We start from the raw sequence: 25,981 nt of genomic DNA, 5'->3' as shown, positions 1-25,981 counted from the left end.
CCCCGGCCACGCCTGCCGTGGCGGGGGGACTTGTCGGCCCTCCCCGGCGTGCGCACACTGGCGCCCATGGGGGGCCGCGGGCCGCCCTGCAGGGCGCCGGGGAGGGCCATGACGCCAGCACGAGCCGCCAACGCGACCGCAGGCTGCAGCGCCGGGCTGCCGCTTCGCTGTGCCCGCCGTTCCGCGCGGGGGCGCCGATGACCGGGCACGTCCACGACGCCAACGCCAACGCGCTGCTGGAGCGGCGCCTGCAGGAACTGTCCGAAGAACGCCGCCGGTTGGCGATGATCATCGAAGGCACCGCCGCCGGCACCTGGGAATGGAACGTGCAGACCGGGCAGATGCGGGTGAACGCGCGCTGGGCCGAGATCGTCGGCTACCGCCTGGACGAGCTGGAGCCGATCTGCCAGGAAACCTTCATCGCGCTGGTGCACCCCGACGACCTGGCCCATTCCGACGCGGCGCTGGAGGCGCACTTCCAGGGCCACAGCGACCATTACCGCTGCCTGCTGCGCATGCGCCACAAGAACGGCCAGTGGATCTGGATCCACGACCGTGGCCGCGTGTACGAATGGGACGGGCAGGGGCGCCCGCTGTGGATGGCCGGCGCGCATGCCGACGTGACCGAACTGCAGATGGCGCGACAGGACGCTGCCGACATGCGCCATCGGCTGCAGGCGGTGGTCGATGCCTCCGACGAAGTGGCGGTGATCGCCACCGATACCGAGGGGCTGATCACCCTGTTCAACACCGGCGCCGAACGCCTGCTGGGCTATGCCGCCAGTGAGGTGGTCGGCAAGCTCAACCCCGGCGTGTTCCATGAGCCGGACGAAATGCGTGCCTACCTGGCCCCGCTGGCCGACGCCGATGGCCAGCCACCGTCGGTGTTCCAGGCACTGACCGCACAGGCGCAGGGCCAGACCTTTTCGCGGCAGTGGACATTCCTGCGCAAGGACGGCCAGCGCCGCCAGGTGCGCCTGTCGATCAGCCGCATGGACGGCGCCGACGGCGAGCGCATCGGTTATGTCGGCATGGCCATCGACATCACCGAGATCCTGCAGGCGCGTGCCGAAGCGCGGCTGGCGGCGGACAAGTTCGCCGGCGCGTTCACCTCCGCGGCGCTGGGAATGGCCCTGGTGTCGCTGGAAGGGCGCTGGTTGGATGTGAACGATGCGCTGTGCCGCATCCTGGGCTACCCGCGCGAAGAACTGCTGCAGGTCGACTTCCAGCGCCTGACCCACCCGGCCGACCTGCAGACCGACCTGCAGCTGGTGCAGGACCTGTTGAGTGGCCGGCGCAACCACTACCACCTGGAAAAGCGCTACCTGGACCGCGATGGCAACACCATCTGGGCGCGCCTTTCCGTTTCGCTGGTGCGCAACGAGCGTGGCGAGCCGCTGCATTTCGTGTCGCAGATCCAGGACATCACCGGCCAGCGCAGCAGCGAACAGCGCCTGTTTGAAAGCGAGCAGCGCAGCCGCATCACCCTGGACGCGGTGGCCGACCTGGTGCTGAGCGTGACCCTGCAGGGGCGCATCGAATACGCCAATGCCGCCGCGGTGCGCATGCTGTCCGGTGATGGCGCGCTGACCCTGGCCGGGCACAACGTGAAGGACGTGCTGGCGCTGACCACCGAATACGCACCGAACTCGGTGCTGGACGTGGCGGTGCTGCTGGACCCGGACAGCAATGCGGTGGACCTGCATGCCGACCTGCTGCTGCGCCTGGGCACGGCCACGGTGGCGGTGGACCTGACCCGGGCCTGGCTGCGCGACGATGAAGGGCATGTGCGCGGTGCGGTGTGGGTGCTGCGCGATGACACCCAGCAGCGCGCCCGCCAGCGCGAGGCCCGGCACCTGGCCGAGATGGACCCGCTGACCGAACTGAGCAACCGCCGTGGCTTCGAGGTGCACCTGCAGCAGGCGATCACCCATGTCGAGCGCACCGGCCAGGCCGCGTCGCTGATGTACATCGACCTGGACCGCTTCAAGCCGGTGAACGATACCTGGGGCCATCTGGCCGGCGATGCGGTGCTGTGGGCGGTGGCCAGCGTGCTGCGCCATGGCGTGCGCGATTCGGACGTCGTGGCCCGGCTGGGCGGCGACGAATTCGCGGTGATCCTGTCCGGCTGCGGCCCGCGTCGCGCTGCACGCATTGCCGGTGAACTGCTGAACACCCTGGCCGCGCTGGCCATTCCGTGGGACAAGGCGGTGCTGCGCATCGGCGCCAGCATCGGCATTGCGCCGCTGGCGCCGGGCATGGGCGTGGACCAGGCGGTGGCCGCCGCCGACGCGCAGTGCTACCGGGCCAAGGCGCTGGGCCGCAACAACGTGCAGGTGCAGGGCCTGACTGCAGATCTGCCACCCGAAGACGGCGACGGCGGCTGAACCGGCCCGTACCAAGGGCCCGCATGAAGGATGTTTCATTTGCCCGCCCCGGCCGATTTGGCGAGCATGGGCGGGTCTGAGCACCCCAGGACCCCATGTCGCGCGTACTGACCATCGAGGACGATGCCATCACTGCCCAGGAAATCGTGGCGGAGCTGGGCAGCCATGGCCTGCAGGTGGACTGGGTGGCCGATGGGCGCGAAGGCCTGGTGCGCGCGGCCAGTGGCGAGTACGACGCCATCACCCTGGACCGCATGCTGCCGGGGCTGGATGGCCTGGCGATCGTGACCACCCTGCGCCGCATCGGCGTGAACACGCCGGTGCTGATGCTCAGTGCGCTGTCGGACGTGGATGAGCGCGTGCGCGGCCTGCGCGCGGGCGGCGACGATTACCTGACCAAGCCGTTTGCCTCCGATGAAATGGCCGCGCGGGTGGAGGTGCTGCTGCGCCGCCGCCAGCAACCGGCCGGCAACGATACCGCGCTGCGCGTGGGTGACCTGCAGCTGGACCTGCTGGCGCGCACCGCACAGCGCGGTGGGCGCACCCTGAGCCTGCTGCCGACCGAGTTCAAGCTGCTGGAATACCTGATGCGCAATGCCGGCCAGGTGCTGACCCGCATGATGCTGTTCGAGGAAGTGTGGGGTTACCACTTCGACCCGGGCACCAACCTGATCGATGTCCACATCGGCCGCCTGCGGCGCAAGCTCGACCTGCCCGGCGGCCCTTCCATGATCCGCACCGTGCGGGGTTCGGGTTATGTCCTCAGCGAAGCTGTCTGACGGCTGGCGCTCGTCCAGCAGCCGCTTGCTGGGCCTGTACAGCCTGCTGTTCGTGGCGTGGTGCAGCGTGCTGCTGGGTGTCCTGTACTGGCGGGTGTCGCATTACCTGGATGACCTGGCGCAGTCGGCGCTGCTGCAGCGTGCGCATCTGTTCGAACACTTCACCGGCGATGCACTGTGCGAGGCGCTGCGCGAGAACCGCCGCTACGACGTGCACGGCATCGATGCCTATGGGGTGTTCAGTGCAACAGGCACGCCGTTGGCGGGCCCGCTGAAGGCGCTGCCCGCGCAGCTGCCGCTCGATGGCCAGGTGCACCGGGTCAGCGGATTGCCCTTGTCCGATCCGACGGCGGTGGGCAAGCGCGGCTTCGGCCTGGCCATGCCCACCCGCGATGACCGCGTGCTGGTGCTGGTGCGCTACAGCGGGCCGTTGAACGAAGTGAACCACCTGATCCTGGACGCGTTGCTGTGGGGGGTATCGCTGACCCTGCTGCCGGGCCTGCTGGGCTGGCATCTGCTGCGGCGGCGCCCGCTGCGGCGCATCCAGGCGATCGAGCAGGCCACCGCGCGCATCGTTGCCGGTGACCTGGGGCAACGCCTGCCGGTGGCCGATCGCCGTGACGAGCTGGACATGCTGGCGGCCATCGTCAACGCCATGCTGGACCGCATCGAGCAGTTGATGACCGAGGTGAAAGGGGTCTGCGACAACATTGCCCACGACCTGCGCACGCCACTGACCCGCATGCGCGCGCAGTTGTATCGGCTGCGCCAGCAGCTGGGCGAGGGCGATGCGCAGGCGGTGGCACTGGACCAGGTGCTGGATGAAACCGATACGTTGATGGCGCGCTTCCGCGCGCTGCTGCGCATTTCCGAGCTGGAGGACCACCAGCGGCGCTCCGGTTTCGTCGAGCTGGCGCCGGAAGCGCTGCTGCAGGAAATCCATGCGTTCTACGCGCCGTTGGCCGAGGAGAAGGGGCAGTGGCTGCGGCTGGAACTGGCGCCGGACCTGCCCAGCGTGGTGGGTGATCGCGGGCTGTTGTTCGAAGCCATCGGCAACCTGCTGGACAACGCGATCCGGTTTGCGCCCGAAGGCGGACGCGTGCAGTTGTCGGCGCGTGCTGAGGCCGGGGCGACGTGCATCGTGGTCGAAGATTCCGGGCCGGGCATCGCCGAGGCCGAGCGTGAGCTGGTGTTCCAGCGTTTCCATCGCAGCGAGGCCAGCCAGGGCGGCGGCTTCGGTCTGGGGCTGTCGATCGTGGCGGCCATCGCCGGCCTGCACGGTTTCCGGCTGGGGGTAGGGCAGTCGCCACTGGGCGGCGCCAGCTTCAGCCTGCTGTGCCGGCCGCAGGTGTTGTAGGGGGGAGTGTTTATGCAGGGCTTGCAGCCCTGCACCCGCTCCATGCAACGGCAACGTCAAAAGCTGGGTATCCGTGGGTTGGCCGGGTGGGTCCGGTTGCGGGGGACGGCGCAAGTACGTCCATGTAGCCTCGGTCGCGCCATCCATGGCGCTCACGCCCCCGCAACCGGACCCACCCCGCCTTCGACAGTTGGCCGGTGGCCAGTAGATCCACGCCATGCGTGGATGCTTTTCGATTTCAATTCGAAATCTTCGATTCCGATTGAGATTCATCCACGCATGGCGTGGATCTACCAGATCGCCGGAATCTGTCAAAGGTGAGGCGGTGTCGGATTGCGGGGTGTCAGCCGCATGGATGCGGCTGCCAAGCCTACAAGGACGTACTTGCGGCGTCCCCGTAATCCGACACCGCCCCGCCATCCCACGGAATGCCGCTTTTGACGTTGAAGTTGACGTTGAGCGGGTGCAGGGCGCAGCCCTGCCGAACACCCCTTTCATGAAATATGTTTCATGCGCGGCACAGCCTTGTTTTAGGCGCCAGCACGGATACTTCACGGCCTGCGCTGCCCGCGGTGGGCAGTGGCACTGTTGGAGAGCTGCATGCTCGGCTTGGTCAGGACCGCGCTCAACAAGCCTTACACCTTCGTGGTGATGGCCATTTTCATCTGCATTGTCGGCCCGCTCAGCGCGCTGCGCACGCCCACCGATGTGTTTCCCGATATCGGCATTCCGGTCGTGGCCGTGGTCTGGCAGTACACCGGCCTGTCGCCCGATGCGATGGCCGGGCGCGTGATCTCGCCCTACGAGCGCGCGCTCAGCACCACCGTCAATGACATCGAGCACATCGAATCGCAGTCGCTGGCCGGCATGGGCGTGGTCAAAGTGTTCTTCCAGCCGGGCGTGGATATCCGTACGGCCAATGCGCAGATCACCGCCATCTCGCAGACCATCGTCAAGCAGATGCCGGCCGGCATGACTCCGCCGCTGATCCTCAACTACAGCGCCTCCACCGTGCCGGTGCTGCAGATGGCGTTCTCCAGCCCCACGCTGGGTGAATCGCAGATCCGCGACCTGGCGCAGAACAGCGTGCGCCCCCCGCTCACCTCCATTGCCGGCCTGGCCATTCCCGCGCCCTACGGCGGCAAGCAGCGGCAGATCACCCTGGATCTGGACCCGCAGGCGCTGGCCGCCAAGGGCCTGTCGGCGCAGGACGTGGGCAACGCGCTGGCGGCGCAGAACCAGATCACCCCGGTGGGTACGGCCAAGCTGGGCAGCAATGAGTTCACCGTGCTGCTCAACAACAGCCCCACTGACATCCAGGCGTTGAATGATCTGCCGATCCGCACGGTGAACGGTGCAGTGGTGACCATCGGCCAGGTGGCGCACGTGCGCGACGGCTCACCGCCGCAGACCAACATCGTGCGGGTGAACGGCGGCCATTCGGTGTTGATGGCCGCCCTGAAGAACGGCGATGCATCCACGCTCACCCTGGTCAGCCGCATCCGCGACATGTTGCCGCAGATCAGCGAGACCCTGCCGCCGTCCCTGAAGATTTCGCTGTTGGGCGATGCCTCCACCTTCGTGCGCGAATCGATCGGCAGCGTGGCCCGCGAGGGCATCATTGCCGCACTGCTGACCAGCGTGATGATCCTGGTGTTCCTGGGCAGCTGGCGCTCGACGGTGATCATCGCCGCGTCCATTCCGCTGGCGGTGCTGTCGGCCATCGCGCTGCTTTCGGCGGCGGGGCAGACGCTGAACGTGATGACCCTGGGTGGCCTGGCGCTGGCGGTGGGCATCCTGGTGGACGATGCGACGGTCACCATTGAGAACGTCAACTGGCACCTGGAGCAGGGCAAGGGCGTGCGCGAGGCTATCCTGGACGGCGCCGCGCAGATCGTCGGCCCGGCGTTCGTGTCGCTGCTGTGCATCTGCATCGTGTTCGTGCCGATGTTCCTGCTGGACGGCATTGCCGGCTATCTGTTCCGGCCGATGGCACTGGCGGTGATCTTCGCCATGGCCAGTTCGTTCGTGCTGTCGCGCACCCTGGTGCCGACCATGGCGCTGTACCTGCTGAAGCCGCACCGGGTGGAAGGGGGTGTGGGGCACCACCCCGAAGATGCCTTCCTGAACCACCATGAGGGCGACCACCCGCAGCATCGCCGCGCACGTCTGGCCGCGATGCTGGTGCGCTGGCAGCAGCGCTTCGAGGCCGGGTTCTCCGCCGTGCGCGATCGCTATCACGCGCTGCTGGGGCTGGCCCTGGCCAACCGCCGACGCTTCCTGGTCGGCTTCATGGCCTGCGTGCTGGTGTCCTTTGCGTTGCTGCCCACCCTGGGCCAGGAGTTCTTCCCGGCCACCGAAGCCAGTGCATTGTCGCTGCACGTGCGGCTGCCGCTGGGCACGCGCATCGAGGAAACCGCAGCGGCCTTCGACCGCATCGAAGCGCGCATCCGGCAGGTGGTACCGCCGCACGAGATCGACGCCATCGTCGACAACCTGGGCCTGCCGATGACCGGCATCAACATGGCCTACAGCGCCAGCGGCACCATCGGGCCGCAGGACGGTGACATCCAGGTCTCACTGAAGCCGGGCCACGGCGATGCCGCCGCGTACGAGAAGCGTCTGCGCGAAGTACTGCCGTCGGCCTTCCCCGGCACCAGCTTCGCCTTCCTGCCGGCCGATACCAGCAGCCAGATCCTGAACTTCGGTTCGCCCGCGCCGCTGGATGTACGCATTGCCGGGCCCGATGCCGTCGGCAACCGCGCCTATGCGCAGGAACTGCAGCGCCGCCTGCGGCATGTGCCGGGGCTGGTGGACCTGCGCCTTCAGCAGCCCGATGGCTACCCGACCCTGCAGGTGGACGTGGATCGTCTGCGTGCCAACGGGCTGGGTATCACCGAACGCGATGTGACCAACAGCATGGTGGCCTCCCTGGCCGGTAGCGGGCAGGTGGCGCCCACGTTCTGGCTCAGCCCGAAGAACGGCATCTCCTACAGCGTGGTGGCCGCCACCCCGCAGTACCGCATGGACAGCCTGGCGGCGCTGCAGGCACTGCCGGTGACCGGCAGCAGTGGCACGCCGCAGGTACTGGGCGGCCTGGCGCAGATCCAGCGCGGTTCCAGCTCGGCGGTGGTCAGCCACTACAACGTGCAGCCCACGCTGGATCTGTACGCCAATGTGCAGGGCCGCGATCTGGGTGCCGTGGCGGCCGACGTGCAGCACGTGATCGATGGCATGGCCGGCCAGCGCCCGCGGGGTACCCAGGTCGGCCTGCATGGCCAGATCGATGCGCTGCATGTGGCCTTCACTGGCCTGGGCTACGGCCTGCTGGCCGCGATCGTGCTGATCTACCTGCTGATCGTCATCAACTTCCAGTCCTGGACCGATCCGTTCGTGATCATCACCGCGTTGCCCGCCGGCCTGGCCGGGGTGGTGTGGATGCTGTTCCTGACCCACACCACGCTGTCGGTGCCGGCATTGACCGGGGCCATCCTGTGCATGGGCGTGGCCACGGCCAATTCGATCCTGGTGGTCAGCTTCTGCCGCGAGCGCCTGGCCGAGCATGGCGATGCCGCCAAGGCCGCGCTGGAAGCAGGCTTCACCCGTTTCCGCCCGGTGTGCATGACCGCCCTGGCGATGATTCTGGGCATGCTGCCGACCGCACTGTCCACCGAACAGAACGCGCCGCTGGGCCGCGCGGTGATCGGCGGCCTGCTGCTGGCGACCTGCGCCACCCTGTTGTTCGTGCCGGTGGTGTTTGCCCTGGCCCATTCCCGCAAGTCCGAAACCGCCCCCGCCGGAGAGCCCCTGCATGTCTGATGCTTCCTTGCCGCAGGCGCCGCTGCGCCGCCGTCTGATCCTGGGGGCTGCCATTGCCGTGGCGGTCGTGGCCGCTGGCCTGGCGCTGCGTGCGCAGCAGGCCCATGCGGTGGGCGAATGGACCGAACAGCAGGCCGTACCGGCCGTGCAGGTGGTCACCGCCGGTGCGCAGGGCGAAGCGGGCACGCTGACCCTGCCGGCGCACCTGGGGGCCTGGACCGAGGCGCCGATCCATGCGCGCGTGGGCGGCTACCTGAAATCCTGGAACGCCGATATCGGCCAGTCGGTGAAGGCCGGCCAGGTGCTGGCGGTGATCGACAGCCCGGAACTGGACCAGCAGATTGCCCAGGCGCATGCGCACCTGCTGCAGGCGCAGGCGGATGCAGCGTTGGCCAAGGTCAGTGCCGAGCGCTGGCAGGGCATGCTGGGCAGCCACTCGGTATCGCGCCAGGAAGCCGATGAGAAGCAGGCCAATGCCGTGGCCGCGCAGGCCAGCGTGGAAGCGGCGCAGGCCGACTATGCGCGGCTGCAGGAACTGGGGCGCTACCGCACGCTGCGCGCGCCGTTCGACGGCACCGTTACCGCACGCCTGACCGACGTGGGCCAGCTGATCCGCGCCGATGACAGTGGCCGCGAACTGTTCAACATTGCCGATACCCGCCGCCTGCGGCTGATGGTGCCGGTGCCGCAGAACAGTGCGGCCAGCATCCAGCCGGGACTGCAGGCCACGCTGCAGGTGCCCGGTCTGGCCGGCCGCCATTTCACCGCCACGCTGCAGGGCGATTCCAGCGCGATCGACCGCAGCTCGGGCACGCTGCTGGCGCAGTTCGTGGTGGACAACGCCGACGGTGCGTTGCTGCCCGGCAGTTATGCCGAGGTGACCCTGCCGCTGCAGGGCGGCGCCGACGGCGTAAGCGTACCGGCCGAGGTGCTGATCTTCCGTGCCAAGGGCACCCAGGTGGCGGTGCTGGATGCGCACGACGTGGTGCATCTGCGCGACATCCATATCGCCAGCGACCTGGGCAGCACGCTGCGCATCGACCATGGCCTGAAGGCCGGCGAGCGGCTGATTCCGAACCCACCCGATGCATTGCGCGAGGGCGATCACGTGCGCGTGGTGGCCGCGGTCAAGGAGCCGGCCCATGCGCGCGGTTGAGGGCGGCGTTGCCGCGTCGCTGGCCTTGCTGCTGGCTGGCTGTTCGCTGGCGCCAACCTACCAGGTGCCTGCGGTCGATGTGCCGGTGGCCTACGAGCAGCCGACCGCTGCTGCGGCGCAGCCGGCACTGGCGCGGGACTGGTGGCGGGCATTCAACGACCCCGTGCTGGACCAGTTGCAGGTGCAGTTGCGCCAGGCCAACCCGAACCTGGCGCTGGCCGTGGCGCACTACGATGCCGCACGCGCTGCCGCGGGCGAGGCCGCCTCGGCACGCCCACCCCAGGTCGGCTTCAGTACCGGCCCGATGCGCCAGCGCCAGTCGGATGACAAGCCGCTGCGCAGTGCCACCCAGCCAGCGGTGTATGACAGCAATGCGGCCACGTTCTCGCTGTCCTTCGATCTGGATCTGTGGGGCCGGCTGCGCAACGCGGCGGCGGCCGGGCATGCGCGCGCGCAGGCCAGTGCAGATGACCTGGCCGCGGCACGGCTCAGCCTGTCCCAGCAGTTGACCGCCACCTACCTGCAACTGCGCAACACCGAGGCACAGCAGGCCATCCTGCGCGACAGCATCGACGACTACCAGCAGGCGCTGCGCCTGACCCAGGACCGCTTCCAGGGCGAGATCGCCTCGGAGCTGGATGTGGCGCGCGCACGCCATCAGCTGGCCAGCGCGCAGGCCGATCTGGATGCGCTGCAGGTGCACCAGGCCATGCTGCGGCACGCGCTGGCCGAGCTGGTGGGGGCGCCGGCCAGTGGCTTCAGCGTGGCGGCAATGGCACAGGCGCCGACCCTGCCGCAGGTGCCCGCCGATCTGCCCAGCGCCCTGCTGCAGCAGCGCCCGGACATTGCCGCTGCCGAGCGCCGGGTGTTCGCTGCGAACGCTGGCATCGGCGTGGCGCGCGCGGCATGGTTCCCGCAGCTGAGCCTGACCGGCCTGTTCGGTGGCCAGACCTCGGGCAGCAGCGCGCTGCTGGATGCCGGCAACCGCTACTGGGCGCTGGGCCCGCTGGCGGCATTGCCGGTGTTCGACGGCGGCCGGCGCAAGGCCGCCAAGGCCGAGGCTTATGCCGAATTCGATGCGGCCTCGGCGCAGTACCGGGCCACGGTGCTGGCGGCGATCCGTCAGGTGGAGGACCAGCTGGTGCAGTTGCATGGCCTGGCCGACCAGCGCGGCCACGAGGAAGAAGCCGTGCAGGCCGCCCGCCGTACCGAGCAGATCGCCCGTGACCGCTACGCCGGTGGTGCGGTGAGCTATCTGGACGTGGTGACCGCACAGACCGACGCGCGGCAGGCGCAACTGGGGCTGCAGGACATCCAGAGCCGCCAGCTGCAGGCAAGCGCCGCCCTGATGGCCGCCCTGGGCGAGGGCTGGTCGGTGGCGGCAGACGCGCGCGACTGAGGGTGTCTCACCCTGTGAGAGGGCGGGGCGGAACAATGCCGCCATCGCAGTTCTCATGGGAGTACGGCATGAATGCTTGGATCGGCAACACCATCGGCGCCTACGCGCCGGCTTTCATTGGCTGGGTGCTGGCGCTGGCCGGTTGGCTGCGGCTGGAACAGCTGCGCATCGATCCGCAGGCCCAGGCGCTGGTGCCGGTGCTGCAATGGGGCGTGGTGAGTGCGCTGCTGGTCACGCTGGGGTGCATCGTGGCGGCCAGCGCGATGCTGGCACGGCGCGGCCGTTCGTAGCGTCGAGCTTGCTCGACGGTGCCTTGAACCCGCGGTTGAATCGTCGAACGTGCTTGAACCCGCCGTTGAATCGTCGAACGTGCTTGAATCCGCCGTTGTAGAGTCGAGCTTGCTCGACTGCTTCGGGAAAAGCAGTCGAGCAAGCTCGACTCTACGGAGCGCGACGTCGAGCACGCTCGACGCCACGGTTACGCGGCCCTCAGCGCAGCAGCGGCGTGCTATCAACCAGCTGCACATCGTGCATCTGGTCCAGGTAGGCCTCGTAGTACCACTTGTGTGATGCACCGACGATGGCCAGCATGCGCGTGCCGGGGTACTGGCCCAGTACGTCGCGGATGTTGGCGACCATGCGCAGGTTGCGGGTTTCCCAGTAGCCCAGGTAATTGCGGCCGAAACCCTGCGGCGACGGTTCGACCAGCGTTGCGCCGAAGTCGCTGTCATAGACCAGTCTGGCGGTGGCCGGATCGTTGTCGTTGCGGTAGATCGCCATCAGCCCGTCAGGCGCTGCGACATCGGCGTACAGGCGGTCGTAGGTTGCCCGCCGTGTTGCCCCGGCGGGGGTGTTCCATGCCGCGCGGATCGCCTTGGCGTAGTCCTTCTGCAGTGCCTGCGGGGTAGGGGCATCGGCGGTATGGTCGTCCACCGACCACAGCCGTTCCAGGCCCAGGCGTGCGGCCAGTTCGGCGGCGACCAGACTGACTTCGTCCTTGCGTGCCGCACGGGCGTCCAGGAACTCGACCAGTTCCGCGCTCAGGCTGTCGCCCGCGCGTCGTTCGGCAGTGGGCAGGCGCAGCCACTGCACGATGGCCGAACCGCGCTCGCCGGCGGCCAGGAACACGGCGGCCAGGTGGCGACGCTGTGCCGGCGTCGGCGCCTTCGGCCAGGACGCCAGCAGGCGCTCCATCTCGGCATTCGCGGTGGGTACATCCATGCCGGTGGCAGCCTGTGCCGGGGCGGTGTCAACGCAGTAGCTCTTGACGCTGTCGGCATAGCGGGTGGGATTGCGGCGCATGAAATCGCACTGCAGGCCGGACACGTTCTCAACCGCGATGGCGGTGGGCTGCCAGGCCTGCAGGCGCCCCAGCAGCGGCTCCAGCTGCGCAGGCTTGAACGCCTCCGGCAGGCCGGACAGATGCGGGCTGCCCAGCACCAGCACTTCGTTTACCCGGCCGGCGGGCGGACCCTTCAATTGATCGGGGTGGAACGAGGGGCGATAGCGGCCGTCGTCGGCAGCGGCCAGGGCACTGGCACTGCACAGTGCCAACAGGGCAAGACAACGCAGTGGTCGCAGCATGTAGTTTCCTTGCATGAGGTGGCTTCCGTGGAAGCGCACAGCCTGCCAGTGCGTGCCGGCATGCATATCTCCCGAAGGTCATGTAAACCTTCTGGCCCTGGCATGCATCGCAGGTTCAAGGGGTGTGCGCGACACTGCCGTTGTAGAGTCGAGCTTGCTCGACTGCTTTTTCCAGGACAGTCGAGCAAGCTCGACTCTACGAAGCGGACAGTCGAGCAAGCTCGACTCTACGAAGCGGACAGTCGAGCAAGCTCGACTCTACCGGGCAGGTTGTCGGGCACGCTCGGCGCGGCTGACGCACAAGAAGGAAGCATCTGAATGGAAGCAGCCATTCCCATCGCAATGGTCGGTGCCCTGCTGGGTACCCTGGTCGGTTTCATCGGCCCGGTTCGCTGGCCCTGGCAGTTGCTGCGGTTGGCGCCGCTGCTGGTGCTGCCGGGCGCGTTGTACATCCTGCAGCACGCCAGCTGGATTCTGGGTGGGGGCGGGCCGTGGGTGAACGCTGCCCTGCTTGCCCTGATTGGCGCGGTGGGCTACCTGCCGTCTGTGCTGGCGGTGGCCGTGCTGCGCTGGGCGATCTGGCGCCGGGGCTGAACCGACGCTGCAAAAATAGTCCTCAAGGCCCCGCCATGGCGGCCGATATACAGACTGCCTCCCTTGCCGGAGGCGCTTGCTGCCGCTCCGCGCCATCGCTCGAGTGACGCCGCCCCCAGGTGTCTGCAGGTTCCAGGCAATCGATGTTCCCGTGGGCATTCCGCCCATGGGTCGCACCGCTCACGGAAACCAAGGAACAGACCATGCTCATGCCAGGCTTCACCGCGGGCGCGCAGGCGCCGGCAGACACACCGTCCCGTTGGTCTTTCTGGCGCGCCCTGCAGGGGCGTCTGGCCGGGCAGGGCGGCACCGCCGCGTCCGAGACCGCAGCCGAACGCGAGCGCGCCGAGATGGCCGCGCAGGTGGCGGCGCTGCACCGGGTGCAGGCGGTCATCGAATTCGCGCTGGACGGCACCATCCTGCAGGCCAATGACAACTTCCTGCAGGCGGTGGGTTACACCGAAGATGAGATCCGCGGCAAGCACCATTCCCTGTTCGTGGACCCCGAGCACGCCCGCAGCGCCGAGTACCGGGCGTTCTGGGCACGGCTGGGGCAGGGCGAATTCGACGCGGGCCAGTACCGCCGTTTCGGCAAGGGGGGCCGCGAGATCTGGATCCAGGCCTCGTACAACCCGGTGCTGGACCGCTTCGGGCGACCGGTGAAGGTGGTGAAGTTCGCCACCGACATCACCGCGCAGAAGCAGCAGGCCGCTGAGCTGGCCGGTCAGCTGGCGGCAATCGACAAATCACAGGCCGTGATCGAGTTCAGCATGGACGGGCGGATCCTGACCGCCAACGCGAACTTCCTGACCGCCACCGGCTACACGCTGGACGAGGTGAAGGGCCAGCACCACTCGCTGTTCGTCGAACCAGAGTACCGGGCCAGCCCGGCCTACAAACAGTTCTGGGAAAAGCTGGGGCGCGGCGAATACGATGCTGGCCAGTACCGGCGGTTGGGCAAGAACGGCCGCGAGGTGTGGATCCAGGCCAGCTACAACCCGATCCTGGACGTGAACGGCCGACCGCTGAAGGTCGTGAAGTACGCCACCGACATCACCGCGCAGATGCACGAAAGCCAGGCCATGCAGCAGGCCGTGGCGCAGACCCGCGAAGTGGTGGCGGCGGCCAAGCTGGGCGATCTGACCGGGCGCGTTCCGCTGAACGGCAAGCGCGGCCCGGTGGCCGAGCTGTGCGAGGGCGTGAACGCGCTGGTGGAGACCATGGCCGGCATCATCGGCCAGATCAAGTTCGCCGCCGACACCATTGCGGTGGGTGCCAGCGAGATTGCGCTGGGCAACAGCGACCTGTCGCAGCGCACCGAACAGCAGGCCGCATCGCTGGAAGAAACGGCCGTTTCGATGAAGGGCCTGGCCGACACCGTGCAGCGCACCGCCGGCAATGCCCGCCAGGCCAGCACGCTGGCCGGCGGCGCGGCCGAAGTGGCTGCACGCGGTGGCAGTGTGGTGCACGAGGTGGTGTCCACGATGGCCGTCATCAACGCGTCGTCGCGGCGCATCGTCGATATCATCGGGGTGATCGACGGCATTGCCTTCCAGACCAACATCCTGGCGCTCAACGCTGCGGTTGAAGCGGCGCGCGCCGGCGAGCATGGGCGCGGCTTTGCCGTGGTGGCCACCGAAATCCGTGAGCTGTCACAGCGCTCGGCCAGTGCGGCCAAGGAGATCAAGCGCTTGATCGACGAATCGGTGGCCAATGTCGGCGCCGGTACCGCCCAGGTGGAAAGCGCCGGGCGCACCATGGACGAGATCGTGCGCGACGTGCGCCGGGTGAGCGATCTGATGGCCGACATCAGTAGCGCCGCGCAGCAGCAGAGCGACGACATCCAGCAGATGAACCAGGCCGTGGACCTGATCGACCAGGGCACGCAGCAGAATGCTGCGCTGGTGGAAGAGGCGTCGGCGGCGGCGCGCAGCATGGAAGAGCAGTCTGCGCAGCTGCTGCAGACCGTGGCCGGGTTCCGGGTAGAGGCCGGGGCAGGGCACGGGCCTGCCGGGCATGCGCCGGTGCTGCGGGTGGTGTGAGCGCTCGGCAGGCCCAGAAACGCCAAAGGCCAGGTCGATGACCTGGCCTTTGATGCGTTGGTGCCGGTGAAAGGACTCGAACCTTCATGGGGTTACCCCCGGCTGATTTTGAGTCAGCTGCGTATACCATTCCGCCACACCGGCAGCAGCGGGCTAGTGTAACCGAGCCCGACGGCTGTTCATAGAGGGCGCCGGAACCTGAGACGATCCCCCCGTAATTTGTCGGTAACGGCACTGTGATGGCTATACTGCACCGGCTTAACACGTGTCGGAGCGAGAGCCCATGTCAGCGTTGCAGGACCTTCGGGTGCTGGTGGTCGAGAACGACGAAATGAGCGCCTCGCTGCTGCAGATGCAGTTGGAACAGTTCGGCGCCGAAGTGATCGGTGTGGCCGCTTCGGTGGCCGATGCGCTGCGTCTGCTGGCCGCCCAACGCCCGGACGTGGTGCTGCTGGATTACCGCCTGGCCCGCAACGAAACCAGCGAGCCGGTGGCGACGGCCCTGGTCGAGGCGGGCGTGCCGTTCGTGCTGGCCACCGGCATGAGTGCGGCGCAGTTGCCGGCCGCGATGGGCGCCGGCGTGCTGCTGGTCAAGCCTTACCTGTCCATTGATCTGTGTACCGCGCTGCAGCGTGCGGTGGGGCGATCCAGTCAGGCGGCCTCTTCGTACACGTAGTGGATGTCCTCGCGGTCGTCCAGGATCGCGTACTGCAGCCCCAGCTGGTCCGGATCCGGATTCAGCCAATCATCCAGATGTTCGGCGCGGATCGGCACCACGCCGCGGTCGTGGCCGGCGGCTGCCACGTCGGTCGGCGGCGCATCGGTAATGGTAGCAAACGATAGCAGGCGGCCTTCGGGCCCTTCCCATTCCGCCCACAGGCAGGCCAGCAGCAGGTCGCGCGGCGGGTCGGGGCGGAATTCCAGGATCACGTCCTGTTCCTTCTCGTCGCTGCCCAGCTGTCGCCCGGCGATGGCATGGCGCGGTACGTGCTCGTAGAACGCGCGCACCATCACCACCCCGTGGCGAAGGCCGAAGGCGCCGCGCCAGTAGCCCTCCAGGCTGTCGCGCCGCGCGTTGTAGGTACCCGGATAGAGCACGTCGTTGCGCGCCGGTTTGTCCGGAAGGCGGCATTGATAGCGCATCGGCTTGATCACCCGCTGGCCGTTCTCGCTGACCATGACCGGCGCGTAGGTGCCGGGGAAGATGCGGTTGTCGCGCGGCAGCAGCTGCACGCGGTGCAGGTCGTCCAGGCGCGCCTGCGCACGCTCGATGCGGTTGCCGGCCACGCGCAGGTCGTTGCGGGCCTTCTGCGTGGGGCGGGTGGCCAGCGTGGCGGCGGCAATGTCGCGGCGCTCGCTCTGTTTCACCAGCTCGGCCTGCAGCGCCTGCTGTTCTTCGGCGTGCCATTGCTGGATCTTTGCCACGATGTCGCGGCCCTGCTCAGTGCGCGCGCCAGCAAAGCCATCGTCCATGGCCTTGGGGGTCTTGGGTCGCTTCTTGCCGGGATCGTGCGCGTACAGTTCGGCAAATTCCTCCAGCGACAGCACGGCGCCGTATTCACGGACAAGCTTGGCGTAGTCGGCGCGGATCAGGGCGGAATAGCACATGCGGGCGTGGCCGGTGGAGGTCGCAGCGGCTGCGACGGGAGTGCGGCAGGATAGCCGGACAATCCGGGAGAACGTGTATGAATGCTGCAAGCAACTGCCAGTTCCGCGACGCGGTGCCCACGGTGGAAGACTACTGCCAACTGCGGGCCCTGGCTGGGTTGAGTGCCAAGACGCGTGAGGCCGCCGAGCGTGCGCTGCCCAATACGGTGTTCGGGGTGTGCGCCTACCAGGGCAGTGAACTGGTGGCGATGGGCCGGATCATTGGTGATGGCGGCTGCCATCTGCAGGTGTGCGACATCGCGGTTCTGCCGCGGCTGCAGGGGCAGGGGCTGGGCAAGCAGGTGATGGCGCGGCTGGATGACTGGATGCGAGCCAATCTGCCGCCATCGGCATACGTGAGCCTGCTTGCCGATGGCGAGGCGCACCGCCTGTACGCGCAGTTCGGGTTCGCACCCACCGCGCCGGCATCGATCGGCATGTACCGGCGGTTTTGAGTTCAAGGCGGTGAGGCACTTGCCAGGATCGCAGGCGAAAAAAAACCCGGCCGAAGCCGGGTTTTTCCAAGAATTGGCGTCCCCACGGGGATTCGAACCCCGGTCGCCACCGTGAAAGGGTGATGTCCTAGGCCTCTAGACGATGGGGACGCACGAAAACTTCAAGTTGTAGAACTTCGACGGCCTAATGTCGAAGTGGTGGAGCCAAGCGGGATCGAACCGCTGACCTCCTGCATGCCATGCAGGCGCTCTCCCAGCTGAGCTATGGCCCCAATGAAACCGCGGATGATCTGCCGGGAGCAGAGTCCGTTTTGAAACTGGCGTCCCCACGGGGATTCGAACCCCGGTCGCCACCGTGAAAGGGTGATGTCCTAGGCCTCTAGACGATGGGGACGCACGAAAAACTTCAAGTTGTAGAACCTTCGACGGCCTAATGTCGAAAGTGGTGGAGCCAAGCGGGATCGAACCGCTGACCTCCTGCATGCCATGCAGGCGCTCTCCCAGCTGAGCTATGGCCCCGTGTTACCGAGCCGCCTATCTTACCAACGTATTCACCTTTGTGGAAGCTTTTTTTTCGCTTTCTTCGTCGGGTTCCGCCAGGCCACGAGGGCAGGGGATCCACAACGCCACAACCTGAACGCCGGTGGGCGGTGAACAAAAAAGACCCGGTTATCGGCCGGGTCCTCGTTGTTCATGATGAGTTGGCGTCCCCACGGGGATTCGAACCCCGGTCGCCACCGTGAAAGGGTGATGTCCTAGGCCTCTAGACGATGGGGACGCAGATCTCATCAATGTTCTTTGCGACCTTTCGACGGCCTAATGCCGAAAGTTTGGTGGAGCCAAGCGGGATCGAACCGCTGACCTCCTGCATGCCATGCAGGCGCTCTCCCAGCTGAGCTATGGCCCCACGTCGCTGAGGAGCGAAATAATAGCTGTGCCCCCGGGGGTTGGCAAGCATTTGTTGCACTTTTCTTCACGTCGTTTGCGACGCCCGTGTCAGCCACCCGGCAGACGCTGTGCGCGCAGGCGCAGCGCGTTGCTGATCACCGAAACCGAGCTCAGGCTCATCGCCACCGCAGCCAGCATTGGCGACAGCGAAATGCCCCAGGGCACCAGCACGCCGGCGGCCACCGGAATGCCCAGGCCGTTGTAGAGGAAGGCGAAGCCCAGGTTCTGCCGCATGTTGCGAACGGCTGCACGCGACAACTGGCGCGCACGCAGGATGCCGCGCAGATCGCCCTTCACCAGCGTGACCTGTGCACTGGACATGGCCACATCGGTGCCGGTGCCCATGGCGATGCCGACGGCAGCACTGGCCAGGGCAGGCGCGTCGTTGATGCCATCGCCGGCCATCGCCACCGTGCGGCCCTGCGCCTGCAGCTGCTCCACCAGTGCGGCCTTGTCAGCCGGGCGCGTTTCGCCGTGTACCTCGTCCAGGCCCAGCGTGCTGGCCACGGCCTGTGCGGTCAGCAGGCCATCGCCGGTGGCCATGATGATGCGCAGGCCATCCTGGCGCAGCGCCGCGATCGCTTCGGCCGTGGTGGGCTTGATCGGATCGGCCACCGACAGCAGGCCGGCCAGCTGCCCGTCCGCCGCCAGATACATCACGCTGGCACCGCGCCGGCGCAGGGCGTCGGCGGTGTCCTGCAGCGGCGTCACGTCGATGCCGTGTTCGTCCATCAGGGCGGTGTTGCCCAGCCACAGCTGGCGCCCCTCAACGCGTCCGACGACACCGAGCCCGGTGATCGAATCAAAGTCCTGCACGGGCAGCAGTTCCATCGTGCGCAGGCGTGCTTCGGCCACGATGGCGGCGGCCAGCGGATGTTCGCTGCCCTGGTCCAGGCTGGCGGCCCAGTGCAGCACCTGGTCGGGCGCATGGCCGTCGGTAGCATGCACCGTGTCGAACGCCGGGCGACCTTCGGTAAGGGTGCCGGTCTTGTCCACCACCAGCGTATCGACCTTCACCAGGGCCTCGATGGCCTCGGCGTCGCGGAACAGCACGCCGTGCTGCGCAGCGCGACCGGTGGCCACCATGATCGACATCGGTGTGGCCAGGCCCAGCGCACAGGGGCAGGCAATGATCAGCACCGCCACCGCACTCAGCACGCCATGGGTCCACGACGGTTCCGGGCCAAACAGACCCCAGCCGAACAGCGTCAACACGGCCACCGCCAGCACCGCCAGCACGAACCAATAGGCAACCTTGTCTGCCATGCGCTGCATCGGCGCGCGCGAGCGCTGTGCCTGCGCCACCAGCTGCACGATCTGCGCCAGCATGCTGTCATCGCCCACACGCTCGGCCTCGATCACCAGCGCGCCCGAGCCGTTCAACGTGGCGCCAATCACACTGTCGCCCGCCTGCTTGCTGACGGGCACCGGTTCGCCGGTCAGCATCGATTCGTCCAGCGTGGAACGACCTTCCAGCACGCGGCCATCCACCGGCACCTTCTCGCCTGGGCGAACGCGCAGGCGGTCGCCGGCCTTCACGGCGCTCAATTCCACGTCGCGTTCGCTGCCATCGGCGTCGATGCGCCGCGCGGTCTTCGGTGCCAGCCCCAGCAGCGCCTTGATCGCCGCCGAGGTGCGGGCACGGGCACGCAGTTCCATCAACTGGCCCAGCAGGGTGAGCGAAATGATCACTGCCGCCGCTTCGAAGTACACGCCCACGTGCCCATGCTGCTGGAACGAGGGCGGGAACAGGCCCGGGGCCACGGCGGCGACGACGCTGTAGCCGTAGGCGGCGATCACGCCAGTGCCGATCAGGGTCCACATGTTCGGGCTGCGGTTGCGGATCGACTGCGCCCAGCGCTGCAGGAACGGCCAACCGGCCCACAGCACCACCGGCGTGGCCAGCGCGCCTTCGATCCATACCCGCACGGTGGGCGACACCGCGTGCAGCAGGGGGGTCATCGCCAGCATCGCCAGCGCCATCGTGGCCACGCTCAGCGGCAACGACACCCAGAAGCGGCGGCGGAAGTCGGTCAGCTCCTGGTTCTCGTCGTCGTCCAGGCTGGGCATCATTGGTTCCAGCGCCATGCCACAGATCGGGCAGGTGCCGGGGCCTTCCTGCACGATTTCCGGATCCATCGGGCAGGTGTACAGCGTGCCCGCCGGCACGGGGGGCGCGACATGCGAAGCCGGGTCCAGATAGCGCTGCGGATCGGCCAGGAACTTCTGCCGGCAGCCGCCGCTGCAGAAGTGGTAGGCCGTGCCCTGGTGCTGGGCGTGGTGTGGGGTGGTGGCGGGGTCGACGTCCATGCCGCAGACCAGGTCCTTCACCGTGTTGGCGGTCTTCTTCGAGCCGCCGCAGCAACTGGCCTTGGCCGCGGGCGCGTTGTGGTCGTGCGCGGGGCCGGTATGCGTGCTGTTCATGCGTTGTCCTCGGTCAGCGCGGCCAGGATCGGGCACTGTTCAAGCGCGCCGTGGCCCGGGCAGGCATCCACCAGCTGTGACAGCGCCGCCTGCATGCGTTGCAGTTCGACCATGCGCTGTTCGATATCGGCCAGCCGCGCCCGTGCGGTATCGCGCACGCTGCCCATGTCCTGCGCATGGCGGTCGCTCAGGGCCAGCAGCTCGGCGACTTCTTCCAGGCTGAACCCCAGCGCCTTGGCGCGGCGGATGAAGCGCAGCCGGCGAAGGTCCTGCTGGCCGAAGATGCGATAGCCGCCGGCCGACCGCGCTGCGGTGGGCAGCAGGTGCTGCCGCTCGTAATAGCGGACGGTGTCGATCGGCACGCCTGCTTCGCGTGCCAGTTGCCCGATGTTCATGGCGCACTCCCGTGGAATCTGCAGCCATTGTGAACCCTTGAGTCTGGTCCAGAGTCAAGGGTTGTGAACGGAAGCCGCTCGTTCAGGGATATTTGCAACTTTCTTCATAGCCCCCGCTCCGGGGCGGTTCCTACCCTTCGTCTGCACCGGCCGCTGGATGGCCTGAACGAACGGAGGAAGGGCTGTGGACGCACTCAATAGCGAAGGATTCGTGGAGGTTGCAGTGGTGGAGTACCCGGGCGGTGACCCCTCGGCGGCGTCGGTCCTGGCGGAGATGGCGCATGTTGCCAATCGCCTGGCCCAGCAGAAGAAGCGCCCCTTCCCGCGGGTGCTGATCACGCGGTGGATCGTGCCGGCCAGCAACAGCGGTGTGCATCGGCTGGCGGGTGCGGACATGCTGGATGCGGCCATTCCTGCGGTCATCGCCTTGCCGACCCTGGTCAGCCCCGGGGCCGCGCTGCGTACCGAAGATGTGCTGCTGGACTGGCTGCGGGCACATTACGACGGTGGCAGCCTGCTGGCGGCCGCCGGCGATCGCGTGGGCGTGCTGGCCCGTGCCGGGCTGCTGGCCGGGCGCACGGTGTCCGGTCCGGACCTGAGCCGCTACCCGGGCCTGCAGGGCCAGCCGTCCAGCTGGGCGCCCAGTGAGCGCGCGCTGGTGGACGATGGCGATGTGTTGACGGTGGGCGGCAGCCAGGCCTGGCGTTTCATGGGGCTGCGCCTGCTGTACCGGCTGCATGGGCAGGGCGTGGCCAGCGAGGTGGCCGCACAGCTGGGCATCAGCGTGCCGGTGGCGATCCAGCAGGATCTGGAACGTTTCAGTGCGAACTTCGCCCATGGCGACCGCGATGTGCTGAAGGCGCAACGCTGGCTGCACACCACCGCAGCGCGGGGCGCAACGCTCACCAGCATCTGTGAAATGTCCGGGCTGGAGCCGCGCACCCTGCAGCGCCGCTTCCTGAAGGCCACCGGCCTGCGTCCCATCGAATATTGCCAGCGGCTGCGCATTGCCAAGGCGCAGGCCATGCTGCAACAGGGTGCCAGCATCGATGAGGTCGCCTGGGGCGTGGGCTATGCCGACCAGAGCGCGTTCCGCCGCCTGTTCCTGCGCATCATCGGGATGACACCGGCCAACTATCGGCGCCACGTCAGCTGCAACAAGCAGCGCGAGCGTGCCGCGGTGGCTGCGGCTACGGCCACCGTGCGCGGGCTGCGGCCATCGCCGGAACTGCAGATGCGGCGCGATGCCGCCTGACCCGTAGCCCGGCCGCCCCTTGCCTTTGCAGCGGGCGGCTTTGAACATGCAGTGTGCTGTGACAGATTGAGTGGCGTATGTCGAGTGTAGGGCCGGTGCCGATGCCGGTGATTCTGATCATGCTGGCCTTGTTGGCAGCGATGGGCCTGGCCCGGTTGTGGCCGCGCGCCACGGCCGGCGATGCAGCGCCATCGCCGGCCAGCGTGGTGCTGGACATGCTGCTGTTGGGCCTGCTCTGCGGGCGCTTGGCGTTCGTCGCGTTGAACTTCGAGCTGTATCGGCCGTCACCGTGGTCGGTGCTGCAGATTGTCGATGGCGGCTACTCGGTCCCCGTGGCGCTGCTGTCAGGCGCTGGCTGGGGGCTGTGGGCACTGCGCCGGCATCCGCGCCTGCGCCTGCCTGTGTTCAGCAGTGCGGCCCTGGGTGTGTTGTTGTGGGCGGGCGGCGGCATCGCGCTGTCGCAGTGGCAGGCCGCACACATGCCGCTGCCAGCGGTGCAGACGGTGGATCTGCACGGGCAACCACAGGCGCTGCAGCAGTTCCAGGGGCGCCCGCTGGTGCTGAACCTGTGGGCGACCTGGTGCGGCCCGTGCCGGCGCGAGATGCCGGTCCTGGCCCAGGCGCAGCAGGCGCATCCACAGATCCAGTTCGCCTTCGTCAACCAGGGCGAAACCACCGGGGATGTGCAGGCATTCCTGTCCGCCAATGGTCTGGCGCTGGACAACGTGCTGCTGGATGAAGCGTCCGAGGCGTCCACGGTGCTGGGGGTGAAGGCGTACCCGTCCACGCTGTTCTTCGATGCGCAGGGGCGCCTGCAGGAGCTGCACCTGGGTGAACTGACCGCCGCCGGCCTTGAACACAAACTGCGCCAGCTGCGGTAGCCTGCCCCGGCATTTCATTTCGGAGTTTCCATGCTGTCCATTTCCCCGCGCGTTGCGCACAAGGCCCTGATCCTGCCGGCACTGCTGGCGCTGGCTGCCTGCAGCCAGGCGCAGACCCCGCAGGGCAAGGCGGAAGCCCAGCCGGCAGCCGCCGCAGCCAAGGGCGATCGCCCGGCGGTGCTGCAGGGCATCGAGAAGCACGGCTTCCAGGTCGTGGCCGAGTTCGATGCGCCCGGTGGCCTGCGTGGCTTTGCCGGCGTGGTCAACGGCCAGCAGCCGGCGGCCGCTTACGTGACGGCCGATGGCAAGAACGTGCTGGTCGGCAGCCTGTTCGACGCGCAGGGCAATGAAGTGGCCGCCGACAAGGTGGAAAAGCTGGTGGCCGGCCCGATGTCCGAACGCATCTGGAAGGATCTGGAAGGCAGCGCCTGGGTGCGCGATGGCAAGGCCGACGCGCCGCGCGTGGTGTACACCTTCAGTGATGCCAACTGCCCGTACTGCCACAAGTTCTGGGAAGCGGCACGGCCGTGGGTGGATACCGGCAAGGTGCAGTTGCGCCACGTGCTGGTGGGCGTGATCCGTGAGGACAGCCCGGCCAAGGCCGCCGCCATCCTGTCCGCGCGTGACCCCAGCGCCGCACTGCTGCAGAACGAACACCAGTTCGAGCAGGGCGGCATCAAGCCGGTGGCCACGATCAGCCCCGAACTGGCCGGCAAGCTCAATGCCAATCAGGAACTGATGATCAAGCTGGGCTTCCAGGGCACGCCGGGCATCCTGTTCCAGGATGCGCAGGGCCAGGTGCAGCGTCGCTCGGGCATGCCGCAGGGTACCGATCTGCAGACGGTGCTGGGCCCGCGCTGACGGCGCCGGGACGTGTGCCGACGCGGTTCGGCACACGTCGGTAGTGCTGTCGCATTCTGCGACATGGCGGCTGTACGGATGGCGCAGTCGCCTTGCCGGTGTCACCGATGAAGCGTGACCTGGTTCAATAGTTCTGCCTTGATTGTGATCAAGGCCAAAAGCGACACGCTGGCTACGCTGGTGTGCATGAAACCCCGCACGGCAGCGCATTTCGCACCCCTTGGCACGTGGCTGAATCCGCAGCGGCACGGCGTGCCGTTCACGACACTCTCACTTCGCGCTTGTTACCCAGACCGCTGCGACCGCCACCTCTCCGGCAGCGTGGCCGCAGCGGCGAAGACGTCGACAGCCGCAGGGCAGTGTCATCGTCCTGTTGCCTGCGATGGGCAGGCTGTCAGCGCTCGCCAACGCAGTACCTGCATTTCCAGTAGCGGTGGGGTGCCCACCTGGCTGCGCGCATGCGCACGCCGGAAGCGCCCCGCGATCGTTCGTTTGGGGAGAATGCAATGCGCGTTGCGGTTTTGAGTGTGGCGTGTGCGGCGGTGCTGGCAGCAGCACCTGCCCAGGCACAGGAAGGTGCACCCGATGATGCACAGGCGCTGCGGCGCGAAATTGAAGGCATGCGGCAGACGCTGGAGCGCCTGCAGCAGCGTCTGGACCGGCTGGAGCAGCGCGATAGCAGTGCGCCGGTTGCGGCAACGCCGTCGGCACCGTTGCCCAGGCCGGAGCCGGCCACGCCAGCGCTGGCAGGCACCGCGGCAGGACTGCACGCCACCCAGGTGCCAGGGGTCGCGCAACCCGTGCTGCCCCAGCGTGATTCGGTATCCGACCCCTCCACCGCGGCTTCGCGCCCGGACAGTGCGGCCGGCCCCACCGATCCTGACCTGAAGGGCTTCTTCGCCATCCCCGGTACCGACACGGTGATCCGCATCGGCGGCTACGCCAAACTGGATGCGATTGCCGATTCGCGGGCAGCCGGCGACGAAGACCAGTTCATTCCCTCGTCGATGCCCGTCGGCGGCAGCCACCGCGATGTGTCCAACTTCAACCTGCATGCCAAGCAGACCCGCTTCAGTTTCGAGGCACGCCGGCCGACCGCCCACGGCAACCTGCGCTTCTACCTGGAAAACGACTTCTTCGGCAGCAGCGACGGCTATCAGTTCCGGTTGCGCCATGCCTACGGGCAGTTGGGCAACACCTATGCCGGCTACGGCTATTCCAGCTTCATGGATGCCGACAGCCTGCCCGACACGCTGGACTTCGCCGGCCCGGGTGGCGCGGGCTACCTGCTGGTGGCCGGCATCCACCATAGTTTTGCGCTGGGCAAGGGCACCACGCTGACACTGGCCGCCGAAGACCCGGATACCGAGCTGGCCGGGGCCAGCGACAGCGTGATTGCTGCCAACCGGCTGCCGGATGTGACCGTGGCCGCGCGCGTGGAGCGCGACTGGGGCCACCTGCAGTTGGGGGCGGTGGCGCGCAGCCTGGCCTACGACGGTGAGGGCGAGCGCGACCGGCGCATGGCCGGCGGCCTGCAGCTGAGTGGTTCGGCGGCGGTGGGCGAGCGTGACCTGCTGCTGTTTGGCGCTTTGGGCGGGCGCGGCTTGAGCCGCTACACCGCCGATCTGACCGGTTCCGGCCTGGACGCGGTGGTGGATGCCGACGGGCGCCTGCGCGCGCTGGACGTGCACGGCGGCTTCGTCGGCTACACCCATTACTGGTCCGAACTGTGGCGTTCGAACCTGATCTACGGACAGCTGACGCTGGAGCGCAACGCGGCGCTGCCGGCCGACGCCTTCCGTGAGAGCCGCTACGGCGTGTTCAACCTGATCTGGAGCCCGGCCCCGTCGTGGACGATGGGCATGGAGCTGCTGTACGGCCGCCTGGAACAACAGAGCGGCGCGCGCGGCGACACGGTCCGGGTGCAGGGCAGCCTGCAATACAACTTCATCAAGTAGACGCCAGCGGCAGTACGCCCGCGTTTTCCGTCCCCATGCC

The 25,981-nt window shown here is 67.8% G+C and carries 19 protein-coding genes and 7 tRNA genes; 15 read left to right on the top strand and 11 right to left on the bottom strand.

Features of this window, described 5'->3' with window-relative positions; genetic code table 11:
* Positions 1 to 197: 197 nt before the first annotated feature.
* From C1933_RS11505 to C1933_RS11475, 7 genes are all read left to right on the top strand, one after another.
* Positions 198 to 2,387 (top strand): PAS domain S-box protein, encoded by a 2,190-nt coding sequence (locus C1933_RS11505; RefSeq protein WP_108753372.1) that lies wholly within the window; start codon positions 198 to 200, stop codon positions 2,385 to 2,387.
* Between the two features lie 95 nt (positions 2,388 to 2,482).
* Positions 2,483 to 3,166, top strand: a complete 684-nt coding sequence (locus tag C1933_RS11500; RefSeq protein ID WP_108753371.1) for a response regulator transcription factor — start codon at positions 2,483 to 2,485, stop codon at positions 3,164 to 3,166.
* Positions 3,144 to 4,523, top strand: a complete 1,380-nt coding sequence (locus tag C1933_RS11495; RefSeq protein WP_108753370.1) for an ATP-binding protein — start codon at positions 3,144 to 3,146, stop codon at positions 4,521 to 4,523. The genes C1933_RS11500 and C1933_RS11495 overlap by 23 nt, the downstream gene beginning before the upstream one ends.
* Before the next feature lie 600 nt (positions 4,524 to 5,123).
* Positions 5,124 to 8,342, top strand: a complete 3,219-nt coding sequence (locus tag C1933_RS11490; protein WP_108753369.1) for an efflux RND transporter permease subunit — start codon at positions 5,124 to 5,126, stop codon at positions 8,340 to 8,342.
* Positions 8,335 to 9,498, top strand: coding sequence for an efflux RND transporter periplasmic adaptor subunit (locus C1933_RS11485; RefSeq protein ID WP_108753368.1), 1,164 nt, complete (start codon positions 8,335 to 8,337; stop codon positions 9,496 to 9,498). Before C1933_RS11490 ends, C1933_RS11485 begins: the two co-directional genes overlap by 8 nt.
* Positions 9,485 to 10,897, top strand: coding sequence for an efflux transporter outer membrane subunit (locus C1933_RS11480; protein ID WP_108753367.1), 1,413 nt, complete (start codon positions 9,485 to 9,487; stop codon positions 10,895 to 10,897). Before C1933_RS11485 ends, C1933_RS11480 begins: the two co-directional genes overlap by 14 nt.
* A gap of 68 nt (positions 10,898 to 10,965) precedes the next feature.
* Positions 10,966 to 11,187: a hypothetical protein gene (locus tag C1933_RS11475; RefSeq protein WP_108753366.1), complete on the top strand. Its 222-nt coding sequence runs from the start codon at positions 10,966 to 10,968 to the stop codon at positions 11,185 to 11,187.
* Positions 11,188 to 11,386: 199 nt separating this feature from the next.
* Here the strand turns inward: C1933_RS11475 and C1933_RS11470 are convergent, their stop codons facing one another.
* Positions 11,387 to 12,481 carry a DUF5694 domain-containing protein gene (locus C1933_RS11470; RefSeq protein WP_108754823.1) on the bottom strand — a complete coding sequence of 365 codons (1,095 nt, stop codon included), beginning with the start codon at positions 12,479 to 12,481 and terminating at the stop codon, positions 11,387 to 11,389.
* Positions 12,482 to 12,799: 318 nt separating this feature from the next.
* Between C1933_RS11470 and C1933_RS11465 the strand changes: the two genes are divergently transcribed.
* Both C1933_RS11465 and C1933_RS11460 read left to right on the top strand, forming a co-directional pair.
* Positions 12,800 to 13,075, top strand: coding sequence for a hypothetical protein (locus C1933_RS11465; RefSeq protein WP_108753365.1), 276 nt, complete (start codon positions 12,800 to 12,802; stop codon positions 13,073 to 13,075).
* 203 nt (positions 13,076 to 13,278) lie between these two features.
* Entirely contained in the window at positions 13,279 to 15,117 is a 1,839-nt protein-coding gene (locus C1933_RS11460; RefSeq protein WP_108754822.1) for a methyl-accepting chemotaxis protein, read from the top strand.
* A gap of 58 nt (positions 15,118 to 15,175) precedes the next feature.
* Here C1933_RS11460 and C1933_RS11455 read toward each other — a convergent pair.
* A tRNA-Leu gene (locus tag C1933_RS11455) sits at positions 15,176 to 15,261 on the bottom strand.
* Positions 15,262 to 15,400: 139 nt separating this feature from the next.
* Here C1933_RS11455 and C1933_RS11450 point away from each other — a divergent pair.
* Positions 15,401 to 15,793, top strand: a complete 393-nt coding sequence (locus C1933_RS11450; RefSeq protein WP_108753364.1) for a response regulator — start codon at positions 15,401 to 15,403, stop codon at positions 15,791 to 15,793.
* Here the strand turns inward: C1933_RS11450 and C1933_RS11445 are convergent.
* Positions 15,769 to 16,725: an SOS response-associated peptidase family protein gene (locus C1933_RS11445; RefSeq protein ID WP_108753363.1), complete on the bottom strand. Its 957-nt coding sequence runs from the start codon at positions 16,723 to 16,725 to the stop codon at positions 15,769 to 15,771. The two genes, C1933_RS11450 and C1933_RS11445, sit on opposite strands and share 25 nt — an antisense overlap.
* 77 nt (positions 16,726 to 16,802) lie before the next feature.
* Between C1933_RS11445 and C1933_RS11440 the strand changes: the two genes are divergently transcribed.
* A complete protein-coding gene (locus C1933_RS11440; RefSeq protein ID WP_108753362.1) occupies positions 16,803 to 17,219 on the top strand; it encodes a GNAT family N-acetyltransferase in 417 nt (138 codons plus the stop codon).
* Between the two features lie 74 nt (positions 17,220 to 17,293).
* Here C1933_RS11440 and C1933_RS11435 read toward each other — a convergent pair.
* The 8 genes from C1933_RS11435 to C1933_RS11400 form a co-directional block, all read right to left on the bottom strand.
* A tRNA-Glu gene (locus C1933_RS11435) sits at positions 17,294 to 17,369 on the bottom strand.
* A gap of 46 nt (positions 17,370 to 17,415) precedes the next feature.
* A tRNA-Ala gene (locus C1933_RS11430) sits at positions 17,416 to 17,491 on the bottom strand.
* A gap of 46 nt (positions 17,492 to 17,537) precedes the next feature.
* Positions 17,538 to 17,613: transfer RNA gene (locus tag C1933_RS11425), tRNA-Glu, on the bottom strand.
* A 49-nt stretch (positions 17,614 to 17,662) separates the two neighbouring features.
* Positions 17,663 to 17,738, bottom strand: a tRNA-Ala gene (locus C1933_RS11420).
* A 183-nt stretch (positions 17,739 to 17,921) separates the two neighbouring features.
* A tRNA-Glu gene (locus C1933_RS11415) sits at positions 17,922 to 17,997 on the bottom strand.
* Between the two features lie 53 nt (positions 17,998 to 18,050).
* Positions 18,051 to 18,126: transfer RNA gene (locus C1933_RS11410), tRNA-Ala, on the bottom strand.
* A gap of 89 nt (positions 18,127 to 18,215) precedes the next feature.
* Positions 18,216 to 20,591 carry a heavy metal translocating P-type ATPase gene (locus C1933_RS11405; RefSeq protein WP_108753361.1) on the bottom strand — a complete coding sequence of 792 codons (2,376 nt, stop codon included), beginning with the start codon at positions 20,589 to 20,591 and terminating at the stop codon, positions 18,216 to 18,218.
* On the bottom strand, positions 20,588 to 20,986 hold the full coding sequence (locus C1933_RS11400) for a heavy metal-responsive transcriptional regulator (RefSeq protein ID WP_108753360.1): 399 nt from the start codon (positions 20,984 to 20,986) through the stop codon (positions 20,588 to 20,590). The genes C1933_RS11405 and C1933_RS11400 overlap by 4 nt, the downstream gene beginning before the upstream one ends.
* Before the next feature lie 184 nt (positions 20,987 to 21,170).
* Here C1933_RS11400 and C1933_RS11395 point away from each other — a divergent pair, with 184 nt between their 5' ends.
* The 4 genes from C1933_RS11395 (at position 21,171) to C1933_RS11380 (ending at position 25,941) form a co-directional block, all read left to right on the top strand.
* Positions 21,171 to 22,241, top strand: coding sequence for a helix-turn-helix domain-containing protein (locus C1933_RS11395; protein WP_108753359.1), 1,071 nt, complete (start codon positions 21,171 to 21,173; stop codon positions 22,239 to 22,241).
* A gap of 77 nt (positions 22,242 to 22,318) precedes the next feature.
* Entirely contained in the window at positions 22,319 to 23,122 is an 804-nt protein-coding gene (locus tag C1933_RS11390; protein ID WP_108753358.1) for a TlpA disulfide reductase family protein, read from the top strand.
* Between the two features lie 30 nt (positions 23,123 to 23,152).
* Positions 23,153 to 23,983 (top strand): thiol:disulfide interchange protein DsbG, encoded by an 831-nt coding sequence (gene dsbG, locus C1933_RS11385; protein WP_108753357.1) that lies wholly within the window; start codon positions 23,153 to 23,155, stop codon positions 23,981 to 23,983.
* 506 nt (positions 23,984 to 24,489) lie between these two features.
* Positions 24,490 to 25,941, top strand: coding sequence for a DcaP family trimeric outer membrane transporter (locus C1933_RS11380; protein ID WP_108753356.1), 1,452 nt, complete (start codon positions 24,490 to 24,492; stop codon positions 25,939 to 25,941).
* Positions 25,942 to 25,981: the final 40 nt, after the last annotated feature.

It is taken from the genome of Stenotrophomonas sp. ZAC14D2_NAIMI4_6, from assembly GCF_003086875.1.
GTDB lineage: Bacteria > Pseudomonadota > Gammaproteobacteria > Xanthomonadales > Xanthomonadaceae > Stenotrophomonas.
This window is presented reverse-complemented; position numbering and strand designations above follow the sequence as displayed.